This is a genomic window from Bacillus sp. TH50, from assembly GCF_016650565.1.
Lineage (GTDB): Bacteria > Bacillota > Bacilli > Bacillales > Bacillaceae_G > Bacillus_A > Bacillus_A mycoides.
The window spans coordinates 122,707-142,080 of sequence record NZ_JAEKFM010000007.1; the positions used below are offsets into that span (position 1 = coordinate 122,707).

General features: G+C 33.7%; 11 protein-coding genes, 1 pseudogene and 3 riboswitches. Of the genes and pseudogenes, 10 read left to right on the top strand and 2 right to left on the bottom strand.

Annotated elements, in window-relative coordinates:
- Positions 1 to 284 precede the first annotated feature (284 nt).
- Positions 285 to 3,968 (top strand): restriction endonuclease, encoded by a 3,684-nt coding sequence (locus JFU23_RS17780; protein ID WP_201062871.1) that lies wholly within the window; start codon positions 285 to 287, stop codon positions 3,966 to 3,968.
- A 350-nt stretch (positions 3,969 to 4,318) separates the two neighbouring features.
- Here the strand turns inward: JFU23_RS17780 and JFU23_RS17785 are convergent.
- Positions 4,319 to 4,636 (bottom strand): annotated as a pseudogene (locus tag JFU23_RS17785) (toprim domain-containing protein); the annotation flags it as partial.
- A 228-nt stretch (positions 4,637 to 4,864) separates the two neighbouring features.
- A riboswitch (TPP riboswitch) is annotated at positions 4,865 to 4,974 on the top strand.
- 72 nt (positions 4,975 to 5,046) lie between these two features.
- Between JFU23_RS17785 and thiM the strand changes: the two are divergent.
- Together thiM and thiE are read left to right on the top strand one after the other, a co-directional pair.
- Positions 5,047 to 5,856, top strand: coding sequence for a hydroxyethylthiazole kinase (gene thiM, locus JFU23_RS17790; protein WP_002140242.1), 810 nt, complete (start codon positions 5,047 to 5,049; stop codon positions 5,854 to 5,856).
- A gap of 13 nt (positions 5,857 to 5,869) precedes the next feature.
- On the top strand, positions 5,870 to 6,529 hold the full coding sequence (thiE, locus tag JFU23_RS17795; protein WP_201032388.1) for a thiamine phosphate synthase: 660 nt from the start codon (positions 5,870 to 5,872) through the stop codon (positions 6,527 to 6,529).
- A 117-nt stretch (positions 6,530 to 6,646) separates the two neighbouring features.
- Here the strand turns inward: thiE and JFU23_RS17800 are convergent, their stop codons facing one another.
- The gene (locus JFU23_RS17800; RefSeq protein ID WP_002029556.1) at positions 6,647 to 7,960 is read right to left on the bottom strand and encodes an anaerobic C4-dicarboxylate transporter family protein; all 1,314 of its coding nucleotides are present in this window, start codon (positions 7,958 to 7,960) and stop codon (positions 6,647 to 6,649) included.
- Positions 7,961 to 8,242: 282 nt separating this feature from the next.
- Positions 8,243 to 8,327: riboswitch (cyclic di-GMP riboswitch) on the top strand.
- A gap of 140 nt (positions 8,328 to 8,467) precedes the next feature.
- Between JFU23_RS17800 and JFU23_RS17805 the strand changes: the two genes are divergently transcribed.
- From JFU23_RS17805 to JFU23_RS17835, 7 genes are all read left to right on the top strand, one after another.
- The gene (locus JFU23_RS17805; protein WP_061676165.1) at positions 8,468 to 10,210 is read left to right on the top strand and encodes a methyl-accepting chemotaxis protein; all 1,743 of its coding nucleotides are present in this window, start codon (positions 8,468 to 8,470) and stop codon (positions 10,208 to 10,210) included.
- 141 nt (positions 10,211 to 10,351) lie between these two features.
- Positions 10,352 to 13,933, top strand: coding sequence for a non-ribosomal peptide synthetase family protein (locus JFU23_RS17810; RefSeq protein ID WP_201032389.1), 3,582 nt, complete (start codon positions 10,352 to 10,354; stop codon positions 13,931 to 13,933).
- A 51-nt stretch (positions 13,934 to 13,984) separates the two neighbouring features.
- Positions 13,985 to 14,086: riboswitch (TPP riboswitch) on the top strand.
- Between the two features lie 101 nt (positions 14,087 to 14,187).
- Positions 14,188 to 14,508, top strand: coding sequence for an MTH1187 family thiamine-binding protein (locus JFU23_RS17815; RefSeq protein ID WP_000082898.1), 321 nt, complete (start codon positions 14,188 to 14,190; stop codon positions 14,506 to 14,508).
- Positions 14,480 to 15,253, top strand: a complete 774-nt coding sequence (locus JFU23_RS17820; protein ID WP_201032390.1) for an ABC transporter permease — start codon at positions 14,480 to 14,482, stop codon at positions 15,251 to 15,253. The genes JFU23_RS17815 and JFU23_RS17820 overlap by 29 nt, the downstream gene beginning before the upstream one ends.
- Positions 15,250 to 16,248 carry an ABC transporter substrate-binding protein gene (locus JFU23_RS17825; protein ID WP_201032391.1) on the top strand — a complete coding sequence of 333 codons (999 nt, stop codon included), beginning with the start codon at positions 15,250 to 15,252 and terminating at the stop codon, positions 16,246 to 16,248. The genes JFU23_RS17820 and JFU23_RS17825 overlap by 4 nt, the downstream gene beginning before the upstream one ends.
- On the top strand, positions 16,245 to 16,994 hold the full coding sequence (locus JFU23_RS17830) for an ABC transporter ATP-binding protein (RefSeq protein WP_002139487.1): 750 nt from the start codon (positions 16,245 to 16,247) through the stop codon (positions 16,992 to 16,994). Before JFU23_RS17825 ends, JFU23_RS17830 begins: the two co-directional genes overlap by 4 nt.
- Positions 16,995 to 17,439: 445 nt before the next feature.
- Entirely contained in the window at positions 17,440 to 18,972 is a 1,533-nt protein-coding gene (locus tag JFU23_RS17835; RefSeq protein WP_201032392.1) for an ABC-F family ATP-binding cassette domain-containing protein, read from the top strand.
- Positions 18,973 to 19,374: the final 402 nt, after the last annotated feature.

The window sequence follows — 19,374 nt, forward strand, 5'->3', positions numbered from 1 at the left end:
AAAAACAGTGGATGAACAACTTTTTAATTGGGAATGAAAAGGAAAAAATATTAATACTGTAGCTAGTAAAATTTTTAAAGAATATCATTCTCTTTTATAAAGGAATATAATACCATTGTTAGGAAGGATAAACTGTCCACTGTAACTCTGCTTAAACTAAATAGCAAAACTTTGCTAACGTTTAACTGCTATTACATTTAGGTAGCATTAAGAAATAAGGACTTTAATTTTATCTTTTGGCTAATGGGTATAGTTAATCGTTTTGAAAAAAGGAGGAAATAATGGTGCTAACAAAGCCAAAATTTTGTCAAAAAGTTTCTGATTTAAATAAGCAAGTAGTACAAGTATTTTCTGATACTGTTTTAGAAGATATATGTAATAATTCAAGGAAAGCAGCTGAGGCAGTTTGTAAAGCTGTTATTCTAAATCATTATGGGGAGAATCTGGGTGAAAATATTATTTTAGGGAAATTAGATTGTTTTGGAAACCCAGGAAGTAATAGAGAATTAAATTTGTTCTCTTTATCAAATGTAATTGTAACATCAAAAACTGGGTTAGTAATTATAGCTGATAAAAGAGCAAGGGAAAAAGTAAAATCATACCTTGAGACTATAAGAACACATGGAAATCCTGCTTCTCATGATCCAAATAGTAACAGTGATATAATTGAACCTTTGCACGTTAATATCACAAAGGTTGCACTTGTTAACTTACTAAAGTGGTACTTTGAAGATTATATGAATGAACAGGTGCCTGATAAATTACATAACTACATTAAACCTTATTTATCAATTGCACCAGCAAGTATGTTAGAATCTTCACCAATTAGTCTTTTAGGAAAATTTAAATATGACTTAAAAGAATGGTTCGAGGCTTTGGAGTATAGCTTTGATAAATTGGATATGGAGTATAACGATTATTTTAATTTTATAATAAGAATTACTGAAAGAAGAAGAACCGTAAATGTATTAATTTATGGATTAGTATCTGAAGTTAAAGTGAACCACGTAAAGGAAATGGAAGAGTTAGTACAATATCACGATTGTGAAGAAGGCTGGATTGTTACGAATTCAAAAGTTAGTAAGGCGGCAAAGGCACTTACAGAAAGTAAAAGTGGCATGAATGTTTTTTGCTATAACTTTGACGAATTAATAGAAGAAACTATTGATCTATCAAGCTATTTTGATTGGGTTGAAAATGAAATCTATACTAGAGGGATTGATAAAAGGTACATTTCCTTGGCTTGTGAAAAAGTGGAATTGCATCCTAAAACGAAGAGATATGAAGCTAAAAACATTTATAATGGTGAAGATGGATGGCTAGAAGGATATATAGATTTCTGGCAAGAGGATCATCAAAAAGAACATATTTCTATTTTAGGAGAGTTTGGTACGGGTAAATCTTGGTTTTGTTTGAAATATACTTGGGAAATGATTAAGCGATATCAAGAAGCAAAGGCAAAAAACCATCCTCGACCAAGGATACCAATTCTAATTTTTTTAAGGGAATATTCCAAGGCACTTAAAGTTGATACGCTAATTTCTGACTTCTTTTTTCGAGTACATAAGATAGAAATGAAAGGGGTTTTCTCTGCTTTTATGCAATTAAATAAAATGGGGAAACTTTTACTTATTTTTGATGGATTCGATGAGATGGCAGATAAGGTAAATAAACAAAAAATGATTGATAATTTTTGGGAACTTGCAACTGTAATTAAAGGAAATTCTAAAGTTATTATTACTTGTAGGAATGAGCACTTTCCTCAAATAAAAGAAGGTCGTTCACTTTTAAATGCAGAGCTTAAAGAATCAACAAAATATTTAACTGGAAAAACTCCGCAATTTGAAGTCTTAGAATTATTAAAATTTGATAAAGAACAAATACAAAAACTGCTATCTTTCTTTACGGATGAAAAAACCATTTTAAATTTAATGGAAAATAAAGAGATTGTTGACCTTTTAAGTCGTCCTATTATGGTTGAATTAATTCTTGATGCGTTAAAAGAAATTGAACAAAATAAGCCAATCGATATGGCAAGAATTTATCTATATGCAACCCAAAGAAAAATGCAAAGAGATATAAAAGAAACAAGAACATTTACTTCTTTAGCTGATAAACTATATTTTCTATGTGAACTTTCATGGGAAATGCTAAAAAATGATAAATTGAAAATTAATTATAAAGAATTTCCGAAGGTGGTAGGGCATTTATTTGGACATAAAATAGAAGATGCTGAGATAGATTATTGGCGATATGATTTACAAGCTCAGACTATTCTTATAATTGATGAGGAGGATGGAAATTATAAACCTGCTCATAAGTCATTTTTAGAATTCTTTGTTGCATACAAATTTGCAGCAGAAATGGGAGTGCTCTCTCTTGATTTCTTAGAGGTCGCACAAAGTCAATCAAATGTCGATTTTAATCAAACACCTAAAGCATATACTTGGAAGAATTACTTTAACGCAACTACGGATGAACAGGGTAACCTTATTGAAATAGCCCCTTTAAAGGATTTTAATCATGAAGAAGTTTCATCGCTCTTTGAGACTGTTGGTAAAATGCCTTTCTCAAGAGCAATATTAGATTTAATTTTAAATATAATCCCCTTAAAAGAGGAAGCGGTACAAGTAAAATTATTATCTTTATTAGAATTGTGTAAAGGAAAACCATTTGAAGAAGTTAATTACTTAACTAACAATATTATTTTATTATTACTATCTAATCAGCAAGACTTTTTTGTAAATAAAGATCTTTCCAATTTATCATTAAGAAATTTTTCATTTCCTAAGCAAGCTGAGGTCTATATAGAAAATGAATTTGGTAATTTTGCTGGAACTTTGTTTGATAATTCAGACTTACAAAATGCTAATTTTGGAGGAGTACCTTATGACGATGTAGACCAGTATAAAAACACTTCTTTTAAAAATGCTAAAATAAAAGGTTTAAAATTCAATTTTGTTCAGACAGATGCCCTTGATATACATGAAAAAAATGAAAATATCGTAGTAGGTTCTCCTGCAGAGTTGCTTTTAGTAAATAAAAAGAACTTTAACGTTGTTAAGAGAATTAGCGATACCGCTTGGAATGTTCGATTATCACCAGATGGGAAATTAATTGCTCATTCTAAATGGGGAAAATTAAGTATTCGGGATAGTAAAAATCTTGAAATTGTAGTTCAACATACTTTTTCAAAACAAACAAATTTAAATATCGAAGATTCCGGAAATCTTTGGACGAGTGATTTTGTCTTTTCAAATAATTCTGATGTATTGTATACCAGTTGTAATAACTCATTTATTTATGTTTACGATTTATTACAAAAAAAAGAAGTTAAGACACTTCAATGCTTCTACGGAGTATCTAATCTTACTTTAAGTCCGAGTGAAAAGTTTCTAGTTAGTTCAGGTTTTCATGCATTCATACTCTGGGATTTGGAAAAAAATAAAAAAGTGATTTATGAAAAGAAAGATCCTTCAAATTTAAATCATTACAATGCTTTATTCCATCCTTTTAAAGATGTATTTGTATTGACAGATGATAATAAGTTAAGAGTTTTTGAAATTGATTCAGGGCGTTTTATTAAAGAAATGCAAATTGACAAGGCTTCTTCAATTTCTTTTTCAAAAGATGGGGAAATTCTCTGTGTAGCAAACCGTAAGCAAGTACAAATAATAAACTTTAATGATTTTGAGATAATAAATGTATTGGATATAAGTGAATTTTTACCGGAAGAAACTTTTGATTTTTATAAAGAATTTGAAGAAATAAAATTGGATAGTAATGGTTATATTTTGTATTTTATTACTAGAGAGTATCTAATTGCAGTGGATATATCAAAAAAGGAAATAATAAATAGTTATTATCATTTTGGTGATTTTCAAGGAAGTAATTTTGTAAATTCTTCTGGTGTTAATTTGAAAATAAAAGAATATCTACATAAAAATGGTGCGATATTTAATGAGTAAAAATTTAAAGTGTAGTTATCTAGAATAACACGCTAAGTGCGTGTTATTTTTTTCTTTTCGAGTTTATTAGCACATTTCCTTTTGCTTATATTAAAGCAAGGCTAATTAATTCTTTGTTAAGATAGTTATTTCAGACAGTTCAACTATCTTTTCCATATTAAATATATAATTCTAACCATGAGATATAATAACCCCTTGTTCTTCTTTATCTATATCCAAGAAAAAATATATATATTTGTGTGCAAAATATTATTTATGTACATTAAAGGAAAATACCAGATATTATTTTTAAATCGGGGATGAAAGGTGTTTTAGGATTTACGTGCAATTATATTTTATAGAGATAAATCTGCGTCAGTAGCTATAATGATTTCATTTACATCTTTTCTAAGAAGCTGACTTTTTACAGCGTTAAACTGTTTCCCTGTTTGTTTAATAACGGTTAGTTTTAAACGCTCCGGTAGCATTGGTAAATCTTCTAAATTCCACTGTTTATATTTCACATCATAGCTTTCTGGATCAGCTAATGTAACGAGATGACCTAAAGCCCAAGTAACAATATATTTACTACCTTCAAGATAGCCGTTCCCTTTTTTATCACATTTCAGTACACGTGCGATATCACGTGCAACAGAAGGTTTTTCAGCAATTACAATACTTTTTGCCATATTTAAAAACATCCTTTCAAATTTCCATACGTTAAATATAGCATACATCTTTGTTCTATTCAGTCTTGCTGACGGTTTGAGTTATTTGTGGTGAAATATACGTGTGAGAGTTTTACTTATATAAAGGCGAAGAATGGTTGAACCCGGAGAGTTCTGATCTCTATCATTTTATAAAAGTAAAGAACTTGTTATTTTACTAGAATAAGAGTAGACTTTGAAGTAGATGAATAATAAACACATGGGAGTTTGTGGATGCAAACTGAGAGTATGACTAGTCCGTCATTGACCATTTGAACCTGTTGGATAATGCCAGCGTAGGGAGAGTGTAAAAGCACATGTTCAGGCACTTTGCGTACGCGCAAAGTGCCTTTTTGTGTATCTCCCATCACTATAGTTAGGAGATGAAAAGGATGAATATGAAAGAAATTAGTAAAGTAGTGGATTTGGTGAGAGAGTCTAATCCACTCGTGCATAATATTACAAATGTTGTTGTAACAAATTTTACAGCAAACGGTTTGTTAGCATTAGGAGCATCACCTGTAATGGCGTATGCAAAAGAAGAAGTAGCAGAAATGGCTAGCATTGCGGGAGCCCTTGTTTTAAATATGGGTACACTTCGTCCTGAAGAGGTAGAAGCGATGTTACTTGCTGGTAAATCAGCAAATAAGAATGATGTACCAGTATTGTTTGATCCAGTTGGGGCAGGAGCAACTTCTTATCGAACAGAAGTTGCGAGATATATTCCAGCTGAAATCGATTTAGCTGTTATCCGCGGAAATGCAGCTGAAATAGCTAACGTTATTAATGAGAAATGGGAAATTAAAGGTGTAGACGCTGGTACTGGCAACGGTAATGTTGTAAATATTGCAAAACAGGCAGCAGATGAATTAAATACAGTTGCGGTAATTACTGGACAAGAAGATGTTGTTACAGATGGAGAGCGAACTATTCTTATTCGAAATGGACATCCTATTTTAACGAAAGTTACTGGAACAGGTTGTTTACTAACTTCTGTAATAGGAGCATTTGTAGCGGTAGAAAAGGATTATGTAAAGGCAGCAGTAGCCGCATTAACATTCTATGGAGTAGCAGCAGAAATAGCGGCTTCGAAAACAGTAGAGAATGGACCAGGAAGCTTTCAAATTGAATTTTTAAATCAGTTAGCGAATACAACTTCAGATGATATTGAGAAGTATGGAAAGATTGAGGTCATACAGTAAGGAGAGGAACTAGATGTCGCGCATTACAAAGGATGAAATGTCTAGGTTATTACCAGTATATTTTATTATGGGAAGTAACAATTGTACGAAGGAGCCACTACAAGTATTGAGAGATGCACTAGAAGGTGGTATAACAATTTTTCAACTTCGTGAAAAGGGAGAAGGGGCTTTAACGGGAGAGAAACGTATTGATTTTGCGAAAGAACTACAAGCGCTTTGCAAGGAGTACGGTGTACCATTCCTCGTAAACGATGATGTGGAACTAGCCCTCGAGTTAGATGCAGATGGCGTGCATGTTGGACAAGATGATGAAGGAATTACATCTGTTCGTGAAAAGATGGGAGATAAAATTATCGGTGTATCTGCCCATACAATTGAAGAAGCACGCTTTGCAATTGAAAACGGGGCTGATTATTTAGGAATTGGCCCTATTTTCCCAACGAGTACAAAAAAAGATACGAAAGCTGTGCAAGGAACGAAAGGTTTAGCTCATTTTAGAGAACAAGGAATTACAATGCCGATTGTTGGTATTGGTGGGATTACAATTGAAAATACAGCTGCGGTTATAGAAGCGGGTGCGGACGGTGTTTCAGTTATTTCAGCAATTAGTTTAGCGGAATCTGCTTATGAAAGTACGAGGGAATTAGCTGAAGAAGTAAATAAAAGTTTGTAGAAAAAGCCCATGTAATATTTTAAATGCTATATGGAGGAATAGACTGCCAAAAAAGTTTAAACAAACGTTTGATTAAAAAAGCACAAACCTTTTTAAATAAAGGTTTGTGCTTTTTCTTTAAAACATAATGGAAATTAAGAGCATTCCAATTCCGATAGAAGTAAAGGTTGCGATCAGGCCCGGAATCATAAAGCTATGATTTAAAACATATTTACCAATTCCTGTTGTACCAGTACGGTCAAAGTTAATTGCAGCAACGATTGTCCCGTAGTTTGGAATGAAGAAATATCCATTTACTGCAGGGAACATCGCAATAAGTAATGCCGGCGGAATACCAAGTGATAGTCCGAGTGGCACTAAAGCACGAACTGTTGCTGCTTGGCTATACAGTAAAATAGATAGAATGAATAGTGCAATAGCAAATAGCCATGGTGCACTTGTCACTAAGTGTTGAATTGATCCTTGAATTATATTTAAGTTTCCGTTGAAGAAAGTATCTCCCATCCAAGCGATACCAAAAATAGCAACAACTGCTGTTGCGCCTGCTTTAAAGACGTTACCAGTTACAATGCTTTCCACATTTGGTTTACAGAAAATAATAATAAGAGCAGCAATGGTTAACATGACCATTTCAATTGTGTTTGGCATGGAAAGACGAGCTAACTTCCCGTCAACCATCCATCCCGGACGAAGGGCTTCAAATGAACCAAGAAGTACGACAAGGAAAGTTCCTACTAGGAAAAGGATAACTGATAATTTAGCGCCTTTTACACCCGCAAATTCTTTTTTCTCTTCAAGTTTAGGGATCATTCCCTCTTTTAATCGCTTCAAGTATTCAGGGTCTTCATTTAATTCTTTTCCCATTTTACTAGCAACGAATGCAGCTACCATACAAGCAATAAAAGTAGAAGGGATACTGACTTTTAAAATATCTAACAAGGTGATTTTATAGTCGGCTAACATTGCTAAAAGTGCAACTGTTGCAGCCGATATTGGACTAGCTGTAATTGCCTGCTGGGAGGCGATAACGGCAATTGACATTGGTCGTTCAGGTCTAATTCCTGATTCGCGAGATACTTCGGCGATAACGGGAAGTACAGAATAAGCGACATGACCAGTTCCCGCGCATAGCGTGAATAAATAAGTAACAATAGGAGCAAAAAATGTAATGCGCTTTGGATTTTTTCGTAATGCTTTCTCAGCAAGGTAGACAAGGTAATCCATTCCTCCAGCAGCTTGCAAAGCACCGGCAGCTGTAATTACTGCTAAAATCATAAGCATTACATCAATAGGAGGAGCTGTAGGTTGTAAGTGGAAGACGAAAACAAGTATTGCCATACCAACGCCACCCATTACTCCTAGACCAACTCCGCCCAGGCGTGCACCAATAAAAATGCAGAGTAGTAACGTAAGAAATTGTAGCCAAAACATGATAAACTACCTCCGAAATTCGTAAGTTAAGATATATTCGAATAATTTAATTTGAATGAAAATTAAATAAATATCCGTGATAATCCTTATTTTATATACGTTTTTTATTATATAACACAAGAAATGTAACATTCACGTACTTTGTTAAATTATTTCGAAAAAATAATCCGTTAAAACTTTATATTTATATGTACAAATGGGTGGACATTTTAATTTTTATGTTGTAATCTTTGAAAGAGAATATTGTAATTCTCATAGAACTCCCATATCGTTCAACTCGTTCAGCGAGAAAGGCAAACTTATGGAAACATGAGGACGCAAAACTACAGGAGCTAAGGTCGAAAGGCTACGCTAGCCAGTTGCCGGACGGATAGGGTTGGTCTTGGCCAATGCTTTTACATTGGTCTTTTTTTATTCTCGAACATATTGAGAATCATTTTCAAACAAAATATTCGTATATTTTGTTTTTTTGTTTTTATTTTTGATAATTAAGGAAGGTGAATATTAGTGAAAAAGTATTGGCATAAGTTATCATTTCTTCAAAAGAACGTCTTATTGACTGTCTTAGTTATTTTGACGCTTGTTGGAAGTATGGGTGCATTAAGCTTTAACATGTTTCAAAATAGTATGATGTCTTTATTTGAAAGACAGTCTATTGAAACGGGAGAGATAGTGCTAAAAAAACTGGATGTAGAATTAGTTAGAGACATGACGAAAGATCCTACAGCCGAAAGAGTGAAAAAAGAAAAGTTAACAGGGCAATTAGATGAAGTATCAAAAGAATTGAAAAGTGTTGGACAAACGTATGTTACAGGAGCAAAAGCGAATGAAAAGCGAGAGTTACAACTCGTTGGTTTGACTACAGAGTTAACAAATGCAGTCCCTGTAAAGCCGGGAGATTATTATGAACAACCCGCTCATTGGATGAATACATACGATAAAGTGATGGATACGAAAAAGGCTCAGATGACAGAAGTATATGAAGATGAATTAGGTTCGTGGGTGACAATATTAGAGCCAATTACAGATGGAGAAAACAATATTGTTGCAATTGTTGCGGCTGACTTAGATGCTTCTATCGTTCCTAGTACAAAGAAGAATTTTGTGATACAGGGTATACTCTTTATTATTATTTCATTAGCAATGGCAACTATTACTCAATTCTTTATCGTACGTCACTCGTTAGCTCCATTAAAAGATTTACGAGAGGGATTACGTAAGATTGGTGAAGGTGATTTAAGTATTAAATTAAAAGAAAGACCAGATGATATTGGAATTATTAATGTATATTTCAATAATACGATTGATAAATTTAAAGGGATTATAGATAAAGTAAGACAGACTGCTGAGCAAGTTTCTTCTTCTTCACAAGAATTGTCGGCAAGTACAGAGGAAAACAGTATGGCAGTTCAAGAGATTGCAAGTTCTATTGAAGGTTTAAGAGTAGGAGCGCAATCTCAAGAAACTTCAGTACAACAATGCCTAGGAATTGTACATGGAATGGAAAATAAGGTAGAAGAGATAACTGGGGCTGCGAAACAAGTTGCAGTTGCTTCAGAAGGTATGGAGCAACATTCAATTGAAGGTAATGAAGTCATTGGACAAATTATTAATCAAATGAGTTTAATCCAAAATGCAGTACAAGATTTATCTTCTATCATCTATTCGTTAGAAACAAGGTCAAAAGAAATTAGTGATATTGTAACTGTAATTACAGGTATTTCAAATCAAACAAATTTATTAGCCTTAAATGCTTCTATTGAAGCTTCACGTGCTGGAGCAGCTGGAAGAGGGTTTGCAGTTGTTGCTGATGAAGTGCGCAAATTAGCAGAACAAACTGAAACGTCAGCGAAAGATATAGCGACATTAATTAGTGAAACGCAGGCTGAAACAGAAGAGGCTGTAGTTTCAATGCAGAAAGGTTCAAAAGAAGTAGAATCTGGAATTACTCTTGTTCAAAGTAGTGGTGCGTTCTTCGAGAAAATTTCAAAGTCAGCACAGTCTGTTACAGATCAAGTTAGGGCTGTTTCTAGCAACTCAGGTGATATTTTACAAAATAGCCAGAATATCGTTCAAGTCGTAAATGAATTATCACATATTGCGAATACTTATGCGAATAGCAGTAGTAATGTTGAAGAAAGTATGAAGGAGCAAGAAATATCAGTACAAGATATTGCAGAATTGGCGACTTCTTTAAGTTGGCTTTCTCAGGAATTACAAGAGCTAATTGGTGAGTTTAAAAGCGAATAAGGAGAAAGTGAAATTCTAATCAGGGGTTGGTTTATCCAGCTCTCTGATTATGAATTGAACCAATCTGCCTGTAAATACGGGATGAAAAAAGGTGTGGATTTTCACACCTTTATTATATTTAGGAAAGGAATTTACATAAATATGAAATTAACGATTTCTTATAATGAGATGGTAAAAGAATTTTTAGGAAAAGTAGAAGGAAGTATTAAGATACCTAAAGATGCGCAGGAGATGGAGTTTAGAATAAAAGGAAAAACTATACCATTTCCAAAACTGACTCATATTGTAGATTTAATAGGAGCAACTGCAACGTGGTTATATCATATTTCTAAAGAAAAGCACATTATCGTGCTCTATCATACAAGAGGAAGTTTATTTCCTATTACTATTGAAGTTTCTAATTATCTCTCCTATGAAAGTTTGAATTTGCAGATTGTAGAGCAAGTGGAACAAATCCAAGAAATGAATGAGGAAGAAATAGGAGAGTTTCAAAACAGTAATAATTCATCTGAAATTTCACCTATTATTATTGGTGAAACGTATTATGATTTACAAGACAAGAATACGTTACAATTTGTATTGAATAAAAATATGCAAAGTGTAGAAATGATATTTAATAGTGTTAATTGGAAAGAGACAACAATTATTCGTTATGCACAACAAATAAATGGTGTTTTAATTGATGCATTACAAAATACAAGTAAGTATATAAAGCATTTTAATATTATTACAGAGGCTGAGATGGCACTTTATAATCTAGTGAATGACACGACAGCAGTATACCCTGAGAAAAGTATTGTCGATATGTTCTACAAAACTGTTACTCAATTTCCGAATCGTACAGCTTTATCTTCAAAAGAGGGTACTTTAACATATGAGGAACTAAATAAAAAAAGTAATCAAATAGCCCATCTGTTAATTAAGAACGGTGTGCAGTTAGGCGACTATGTTGGAATATTTATGAAACGTAGCATAGACACAGTAGTAAGTATGGTGGCCATATTGAAAGCTGGTGCAGCGTATGTTCCAATTGATCCAGATTATCCAGAAGGTAGAATTCAGTACATTATTCAAGATAGCCAAGCGAAAGTTATTTTAATGAAAGAAACACCTATAACATGTGATGAGGTTCAAACTGTCTCAATTTATGATAGTGAAACTTGTGAGGCTACAGATGTAAAGTTGTCTATTCATTGTGATGATGTAGCATATATGATCTATACATCTGGTTCAACAGGAAATCCAAAGGGAACGATGTTAGCACATAGAGGTGTTATTAACCTGTACACTTGGATGCAAAGGCAATATGAATTGAAAGAAGAAGATGTATTTGCACAATTTCCTTCCTTTAGCTTTGATGCTTCTGTATGGGAGTCATTCGCTTCTTTATTTTGCGGAGGAAACTTGTATGTATTATTAGAGGAACAGCGATTGTCTGTAGAAGCATTTGCAACTGCAATCCATAAAGTAAAAGCGACTTCAATCTTGGCGTTGCCGACAATTTTTGTTCGACAAGTAGCAACTTATTTAGCAAAAGAAGATGTATATAAGCTAGCTTCCTTAAAAAGAATTGCTATTGGCGGTGAAATGTTGCCTGTAGAGGTTATTAAATTGTGGAGAGAAAGAATAGGTACAAATGTTGAAATTCATAATGTATACGGACCAACAGAATGTACTGTAGTGACAACAACCTATCAAATACCTAGTCAGTTGAATGAGGATGATGCGAGTATCCCAATTGGTAAGCCATGTGCTAATTATCAAGTTATAATTTTGGATGAGAATATGAATCTTTGTCCAATTGGTGTACCTGGTGAATTGTATATAGATTCAGTAGGATTAGCAAAGGGGTATTTTAATAAGCCTGAAAAAACAGTTGAAGCTTTTATTCCAAACCCTTTTAATCCTAAAGTCAATATATACAAAACAGGTGATATAGTTAAACTATTAGAAGATGGAAATATAGAGTTTTTACATCGGAAAGATGATCAAGTAAAGATTAGAGGACATCGTATTGAATTAGGAGAAATTCAAAGTAAAATTTCTCAAGATCATAATATAAAAGAAAATGCTGTTTTTGCTAAGAAGAGTAAGGAAGGTAGCCAATATTTAATTGCATTCTATACAACTTTAAACAAAAAGGAAATACCAGAATTAGTTTATCAGCTACAAGAGCAGTTACCGGATTATATGGTGCCATCTAAACTAATTTATATTAATGAACTACCACTTACACCAAATAAAAAGATTGATGTTAAGAAGTTAGCCCAGTTAGAAGAAAAGTACGAGCCGATCCGTCTACAAAAATATGTTGCGCCTTCTACTAAAGCAGAAAAACAGATAGCGAACGCTTGGGCGGAGGTATTAGGGGTTTCAAAAATTGGAGTGCATGATGATTTCTTTACAATTGGTGGACATTCATTGAAGGTATTACGAGTCTTAACATTGTTAAAAGAAGATTTTTCACACTTAACAATTCAGGATTTCTTTAAAGAAAGAACGATATATGGATTAGCTAGAATTGAGAGAGAAGTAAAAGTAGAGACAGAAGAAGTGTTCCGTGAATATAAGGTGATTCATGAACCGGATACCATTACTTATTCAAATGCTTTGGAAGACATCCACATTTCAAATGTCTTTTTAACAGGAGCTACTGGTTATTTGGGGTCGCACATATTATATGAATTACTGAGAGATACATCTGCTACTATTTATTGTTTAGTAAGGCCGACAAAAGATGTGCAGCAAAGAATTATCGATACATTAGCAAGTTACTTTAATGATATATGTGAAGAGTGGTTACAGCGTATACAGGCTGTACCTGGTGATCTCGGAGAAGAGTATCTTGGGATGAGCGAAGAGGAATTCACTTTAATTAGTTCTAAGATTGATACGGTAATTCATTGTGGTGCAGATGTAAGACATTTTGGAGATGTAAAACAATTTGAAAATGTGAATGTCCAAGGCACGGGCCGTATGCTAGCATTAGCTGAGAATGGTGCTACATTCCACTTTATTTCTACAATTGGTATTCCAATAGATTTAGCGGTAGAGCAATGGGATACATATATGGAAACAGGTGATTTCAATTATAATGTAGAGTTAGAGAATGTGTATTCCGATAGTAAACTACAGGCGGAAAATCTTGTTCGTGAAGCTTTGAAGAGCGGCATACAAGGGAATATTTATCGTGCAGGTAACCTAGCATGTCATTCAGAAACGGGTTCGTTCCAACAAAACATTGAAGGAAATGCATTTTATCGTCTTATTAAAACGATGCTTCTAATTGGAAAGGCACCAAATGTGAAGTGGAAGGTTGATTTTACACCAATTGACTTTGCCAGTAAGTCGATTGTATCGTATTTACAAGATCAAAAAATTGTAGGAGAGACGTTACACATCTGTCACCCATATCAAATTGAATTTGAACATTTTATAAAGCTAATTGAGGAATGTGGATACAATCTTGAAATGGTTCCACTCTCACAATATATAAATATGGGGCTTATATTAGCGAAGGAAGATGAAGTAATAGCAGAGCTAATTGCTTCTCAAGTTGCAGGAGATGGAGCACAGCAATCTGAAATTGTAATGGGTACTCGTAGAACGAATGAATGGATTAAGAAAAAAGAACTGGTAGTGCCAGCGATTAATAAAGAATTTATTCAGCAATTATTAGCTCATGGTGAAGAAGTTGGATATTTTCCAAAAATAATGAAATGATATGTACGCTTTTGTTTGTTCAATAAAATAAATCATGCTACAATGAAAACGAATTAAGAACCGGGGAGCCAATTGGCTGAGAGGATGTAAGTATACATCGACCCTCAACCTGATCTGGATAATGCCAGCGTAGGGAGTTACTTTAAAGTGATGTAGCATAAGTTATTATAGAATAACTTGTATACAAGGCTTTCCTACATGGTAGGAAAGCCTTTTCTTTTTTTGAAACCATATTTTGTAAGGGGGATTTTATTATGTCACAACAAGTTACAATTTCATTTTCAGTAGTACCACAAGCGAAGAACAAAGATGTGTATTCCGTTGTTGATAAAGCAATTGAAGTTGTACAACAGTCGGGAGTTCGTTATGAAGTAGGGGCAATGGAAACAACGTTGGAAGGAGAATTAGATGTACTTCTTGACGTCATTAAACGCGCGCAACAAGCTTGCGTCGATGCTGGAGCAGAAGAAGTAATCACTTCTATTAAAATTCACTATCGTCCAAGTACAGGCGTAACGATTGACGAAAAAGTTTGGAAGTACCGTGATGAATATGCAAAACCAGAAGCGATCTAAAATAATCACAACAATTTGGCTTATCCTTCTCATTGCTATATGGGAAGGATCTGTTTCATTATTTAAAATTGAGCCGTGGATTTTACCGAAGCCGTCTGCAATTGTGCAAGAGTTAATTGGAATGAAAGATTTACTATTACCGAATACAGTGCAAACGTTACAGGAAGTAATAATTGGGTTGTTTTTTGCAATTTTACTTGGGACGAGTATTGCTATCATTATGGATGTCATCCCTTTATTTCGGATTTTAATGAATCCATTGCTCGTTATTTCGCAAACAATTCCAATCGTTGTGCTCGCACCATTATTTATTATTTGGTTTGGATACGGAATGTTGCCAAAAGTAATGATTGTTATTCTTGTTTGTTTCTTCCCAATTGCGCTTAGCATTTTAGAAGGTTTCCAAACGGTAGATAAAAATATGCTGAAACTGTTACAAACAATGAAGGCAACGAAATGGCAAGTTTACCAGAAAGTAAAGTTTCCAGCAGTACTCCCATACTTTTTCTCAGGTTTAAAAATTGCTGTTACATATAGTGTGATGGGGGCGATTATTGGGGAATGGCTTGGTGCCAGCGAAGGATTAGGAGTTATGCTTACAAGAGCAACAAAATCCTTTTTAACGGCTCGAGTATTTGGTGTTGCAGCGATTATCGTCATGGTGACATTATGTCTGTACTTTATTGTTGAATTTATGGCAAGAATAACAGCACCATGGATATACAGAAAGGGCGGCAGAAAATGAAAAAAGGTTTAAAAATTATGTTAGCTGCATTATTAGCAGTAACTGTTGCCGGATGTAATCCGGCGAAGAAAGAAGAAAATTCAAGTAAAGATAAAAAAGTAAAAGTCATTTTAGATTGGTTTCCAAATACGAATCATACTGGCTTATATGTAGCGCAAACGAAAGATTATTACAAAAAGCAAGGGCTTGATGTAGAAATTATCCAGCCTGGTGATAATGTAACGGCAGAGCAGATGATTGCTTCTGGGAAAGCAGACTTTGCGATAAGCGCACAAGAAAATGTAACATTAGCTCGTGTTGAAGGAATCCCAGTTGTTTCTGTTGGTGCAATTATTCAGCATAATACCTCTGCTTTTGCATCTCTAAAAAAAGATAATATGACGTCACCGAAAGATTTTGAAGGTAAACGTTATGGCGGCTGGGGGGGACCAGCAGAAGAAGCGACGTTAAAGACGATTATGGAGAAACATCAAGCTGATTTTAATAAAGTTGAAAAAATTATTCTTGGACAAACAGATTTCTTTAAATCAATCGGTCGTGATGCAGACTTTGAATGGATTTATTATGGATGGGATGGAATTGAAGCGAAGCGTCAAGGAAAAGAGTTAAATACAATTATGGTAAAAGACTTAGATCCAGCGCTTGATTTCTATAGTCCTGTTATTATTACAAGTGAAAAACATACGAAGCAAGATAAAGATTTTGTGAAAAAATTTATGACGGCAACGACAGAAGGTTATGATTTTGCGATTAAAGAACCGAAAGAAGCTGCGGATATTTTAATTAAAGCTGTTCCAGATGTGAATAAAGAATTAGTACAAGAAAGCCAAAAGTGGTTAAGTACAAAGTATCAAGATGATGCAAAAGCGTGGGGAGTACAGAAGGAAGAGATTTGGACGAATTACATGAATTTCTTATATGACAACAAAGTTATTAAAAAGAAAATCGATGTAAAAGATGCCTTTACAAATGAATTCCTTCCAAGTGAAAAATGAGTGGATTACAAATAAAAGATATTGTAAAAGCTTTCGATGGAAAGAATGTATTAGCAAATATTAGTGCTTCTATACAAGAGGGAGAGTTTGTCTCTTTTGTAGGTCCGAGTGGTTGTGGAAAAAGTACATTATTAAATATGATTGCAAGTGTTGAAGAGCCAACGAGCGGAGAAGTGTTTTATAACGAGGAGTATGTAAAAAAACAAGATGTTGTTAGTTATATGCCGCAACAAGATTTATTACTACCGTGGCGATCGGCTTTGCAAAATATCGTTCTTCCATTGGAAATCGAAGGGAAGCCTAAAAAACAAAGGCTGACAGAAGGAATGGAAGCATTAAAGCAATTTGAGCTAGATGAATATGCAGATCATTATCCAGATGAGTTATCAGGTGGAATGCGTCAAAGGATTAGTTTCCTTCGTACGTATTTATGTGAAAAGCCAATTATGCTGCTGGATGAGCCTTTTGGAAAATTAGATGCATTTACAAAAATGGAAGTACACAGTTGGCTTTTAAATTCTTGGCATCAAGAAAAGCAAACAATTGTTATGGTTACACATGACTTAGATGAGGCAATTTTACTTTCTGATCGCGTATTTATTTTATCTCAAAGACCAGCATCAATAGTTGGCGAGGTACAAGTGGAATTACCTAGGCCGCGAACGATGGATATGTTAACATCTCTTGAGTTAAAGAAGGATAAGGAAGAAATTTTAAGAGTATTGGCTCCTTACATGAAAAAATAGAAAAAAGTCTTTTAACAGTTTTTTGTATAATTGCTGTTAAGAGGCTTTTTTCTATTGAAGGAAAAAGATGAAATCTATAGGGGAAATAGTGGGTTCATTAACATCGGATAAATTGGAAGAAGGAACAAAAGAAAAAGTAGAGAATAGAATATAACAGAGTGATTTATACTCTTAATATAACAAACGTTAAAGGAGTGAAAGGATAAAATGACTTTATCAACTGTTCTTCAAATGGTTTTAGCTTGATACGGGAGAAGTCTGCCCATTTTTAAAGATGAAGCTAAATTGAAGACAGCAGGTAAAGAACCTTAATCCTTTCTTACGATAATATGTAATGGGTAAGGTGTATTCACCTTACCCATTTTTATATGTATAACTAAATAAGGCTTTATACTGTTGTTCTCTCTATTTAGCTTATGGATCATAAGAAAAGGAGAGAGAAAAGATGAGTATATTAACAGTAGAAAATGTAAGTCATTCATATGGTGAGAAAACCATTTTATATAATACGTGCTTTCGATTATTAAAGGGCGAACATGTTGGGCTAGTAGGGAAAAATGGAATTGGAAAATCAACATTATTACGCTTGTTAACAGGAGAACTTATACATGATGATGGAAAAATTGAATGGTTTCCACATGTGAAGATTGGCTTTTTGCAACAGCATATAGATTTACAAGAAGGCATAACAATTGAAGAATACTTGCAAAGTGCGTTTTCTAACCTGTATGAGTTGGAACGTGACATGTTAAAACTTACAGAAGAGATGGCTGGAGCAGGAGAAGTAGCGAAATTGTTAGTAAGGTATGGAGAGTTACAAACTATATTGGAGAATTCTAATTTTTATCAAATTCATACAGAAATTGAGGAAGTAGCAACAGGCTTAGGCTTGTTTGAAATAGGATTGGAAAAGGATGTTTCAAAGTTAAGTGGTGGTCAGCGGACAAAGTTGTTACTTGGGAAACTCCTTTTAGAAAAAGCGGATGTTTTATTATTAGATGAGCCAACTAACTATTTAGATACAGCACATATAGAATGGTTGCAATCATATTTACAAATGTATGAAAAAGCTTATATTATCATTTCGCATGATGAAATATTTTTGAACAATATTACGAATGTTATTTATCATCTAGAAGAACGAAAGGTTAAGCGCTATGCGGGAGATTATGAAACCTTTTTGCAAAGTTATCAATTACAAAGGAAACAATTACAAGCGGCGTATGCGAAACAACAAAAAGAAATTGCACATTTAGAGGGTTTTATTCAAAAAAATAAAATTCGTAAAGCGAAACAAGCGAAAAGTCGTGAAAAAGTATTAGAGAAAATGAAAAAGGTTGAAAAGGTTAACGATGTACCTCGCGCCCGTTTTGATTTTAATGTTTATACTGAGCCAGTGAGTCGTATATTACAGGTAGAGAAACTGAAAATTGGTTATGGTGAACCGTTATTTCCGGAATTGGATTTTCAAGTGAAAAAAGGGGAAAAGATTGCGATTATTGGTCATAATGGGATTGGAAAAACAACAATGTTAAAAACATTACTAGGACAAATAAAACCGTTAGGCGGCTCAGTTTCTGTTGGGGAACGAGTAAAACCCGCTTATTTTGCACAAGAGGAATTTTCCTCAGAAATAACTGCACTAGAAAGAGTATGGGCAGGGAGACCAGATATGACAAGAAAAGAAATCCGACAAGCATTAGCAAAGTGCGGATTGAAAGAAGAACATGTATTAAAACCTATCCAGTTATTAAGTGGAGGAGAACAAACAAAAGTACGATTATGCGAACTTATCGTAACTAAAAGCAATGTTTTAATTTTAGATGAACCAACTAACCATTTGGATACAGAGACTAAGACGGATTTAAAGGAAGCGTTAAAACAATATAAAGGTACAGTTTTAATTGTTTCACATGAGCCCTCTTTCTATGAAGCATGGATAACGAAAATATGGAATATTGAAGAATGGAACGTTTAAAAATAATCACAAAGAAAAGGCATTAGCTTTTATGAGCTAATGCCTTTTCTTTGTGATTAACATGATTTTCGAGAACTCTCAAATGAGAATTGTAAGAAAAAGAACTCTTATGTTATATTTATAATAATACTAGATGCCTTTCCCTAATAGGCGACTATCTTTCTTTGTATATATAGATAGTTAGAAATGGAATGAAAATAATTCCTATATGTAAAGGATAATGTGATTAGTATAGGAAGACAATAGAACTTAAAGGAAATTCATGTAAAATTCAGATGAACTTCACATGAACTTCATATTATAAACTAAATATAATTATAATAGGTTATTATAATATAAATTTGTGATTTTTCATAAAATTAAAAGTTTGAATTTAGGATAGAGCACTCAAACCTAAATTCA

What these genes read in the sequence shown, in the direction of transcription:
- JFU23_RS17810 (WP_201032389.1), top strand. Translation starts at nt 10,352, where the DNA reads ATGAAATTAACGATTTCTTATAATGAGATGGTAAAAGAATTTTTAGGA.
- JFU23_RS17820 (WP_201032390.1), top strand. Translation starts at nt 14,480, where the DNA reads ATGAATATGCAAAACCAGAAGCGATCTAAAATAATCACAACAATTTGG.
- JFU23_RS17825 (WP_201032391.1), top strand. Translation starts at nt 15,250, where the DNA reads ATGAAAAAAGGTTTAAAAATTATGTTAGCTGCATTATTAGCAGTAACT.
- JFU23_RS17830 (WP_002139487.1), top strand. Translation starts at nt 16,245, where the DNA reads ATGAGTGGATTACAAATAAAAGATATTGTAAAAGCTTTCGATGGAAAG.
- JFU23_RS17800 (WP_002029556.1), bottom strand. Translation starts at nt 7,960, where the DNA reads ATGTTTTGGCTACAATTTCTTACGTTACTACTCTGCATTTTTATTGGT.
- thiE (WP_201032388.1), top strand. Translation starts at nt 5,870, where the DNA reads ATGTCGCGCATTACAAAGGATGAAATGTCTAGGTTATTACCAGTATAT.
- JFU23_RS17835 (WP_201032392.1), top strand. Translation starts at nt 17,440, where the DNA reads ATGAGTATATTAACAGTAGAAAATGTAAGTCATTCATATGGTGAGAAA.
- JFU23_RS17815 (WP_000082898.1), top strand. Translation starts at nt 14,188, where the DNA reads ATGTCACAACAAGTTACAATTTCATTTTCAGTAGTACCACAAGCGAAG.
- thiM (WP_002140242.1), top strand. Translation starts at nt 5,047, where the DNA reads ATGAATATGAAAGAAATTAGTAAAGTAGTGGATTTGGTGAGAGAGTCT.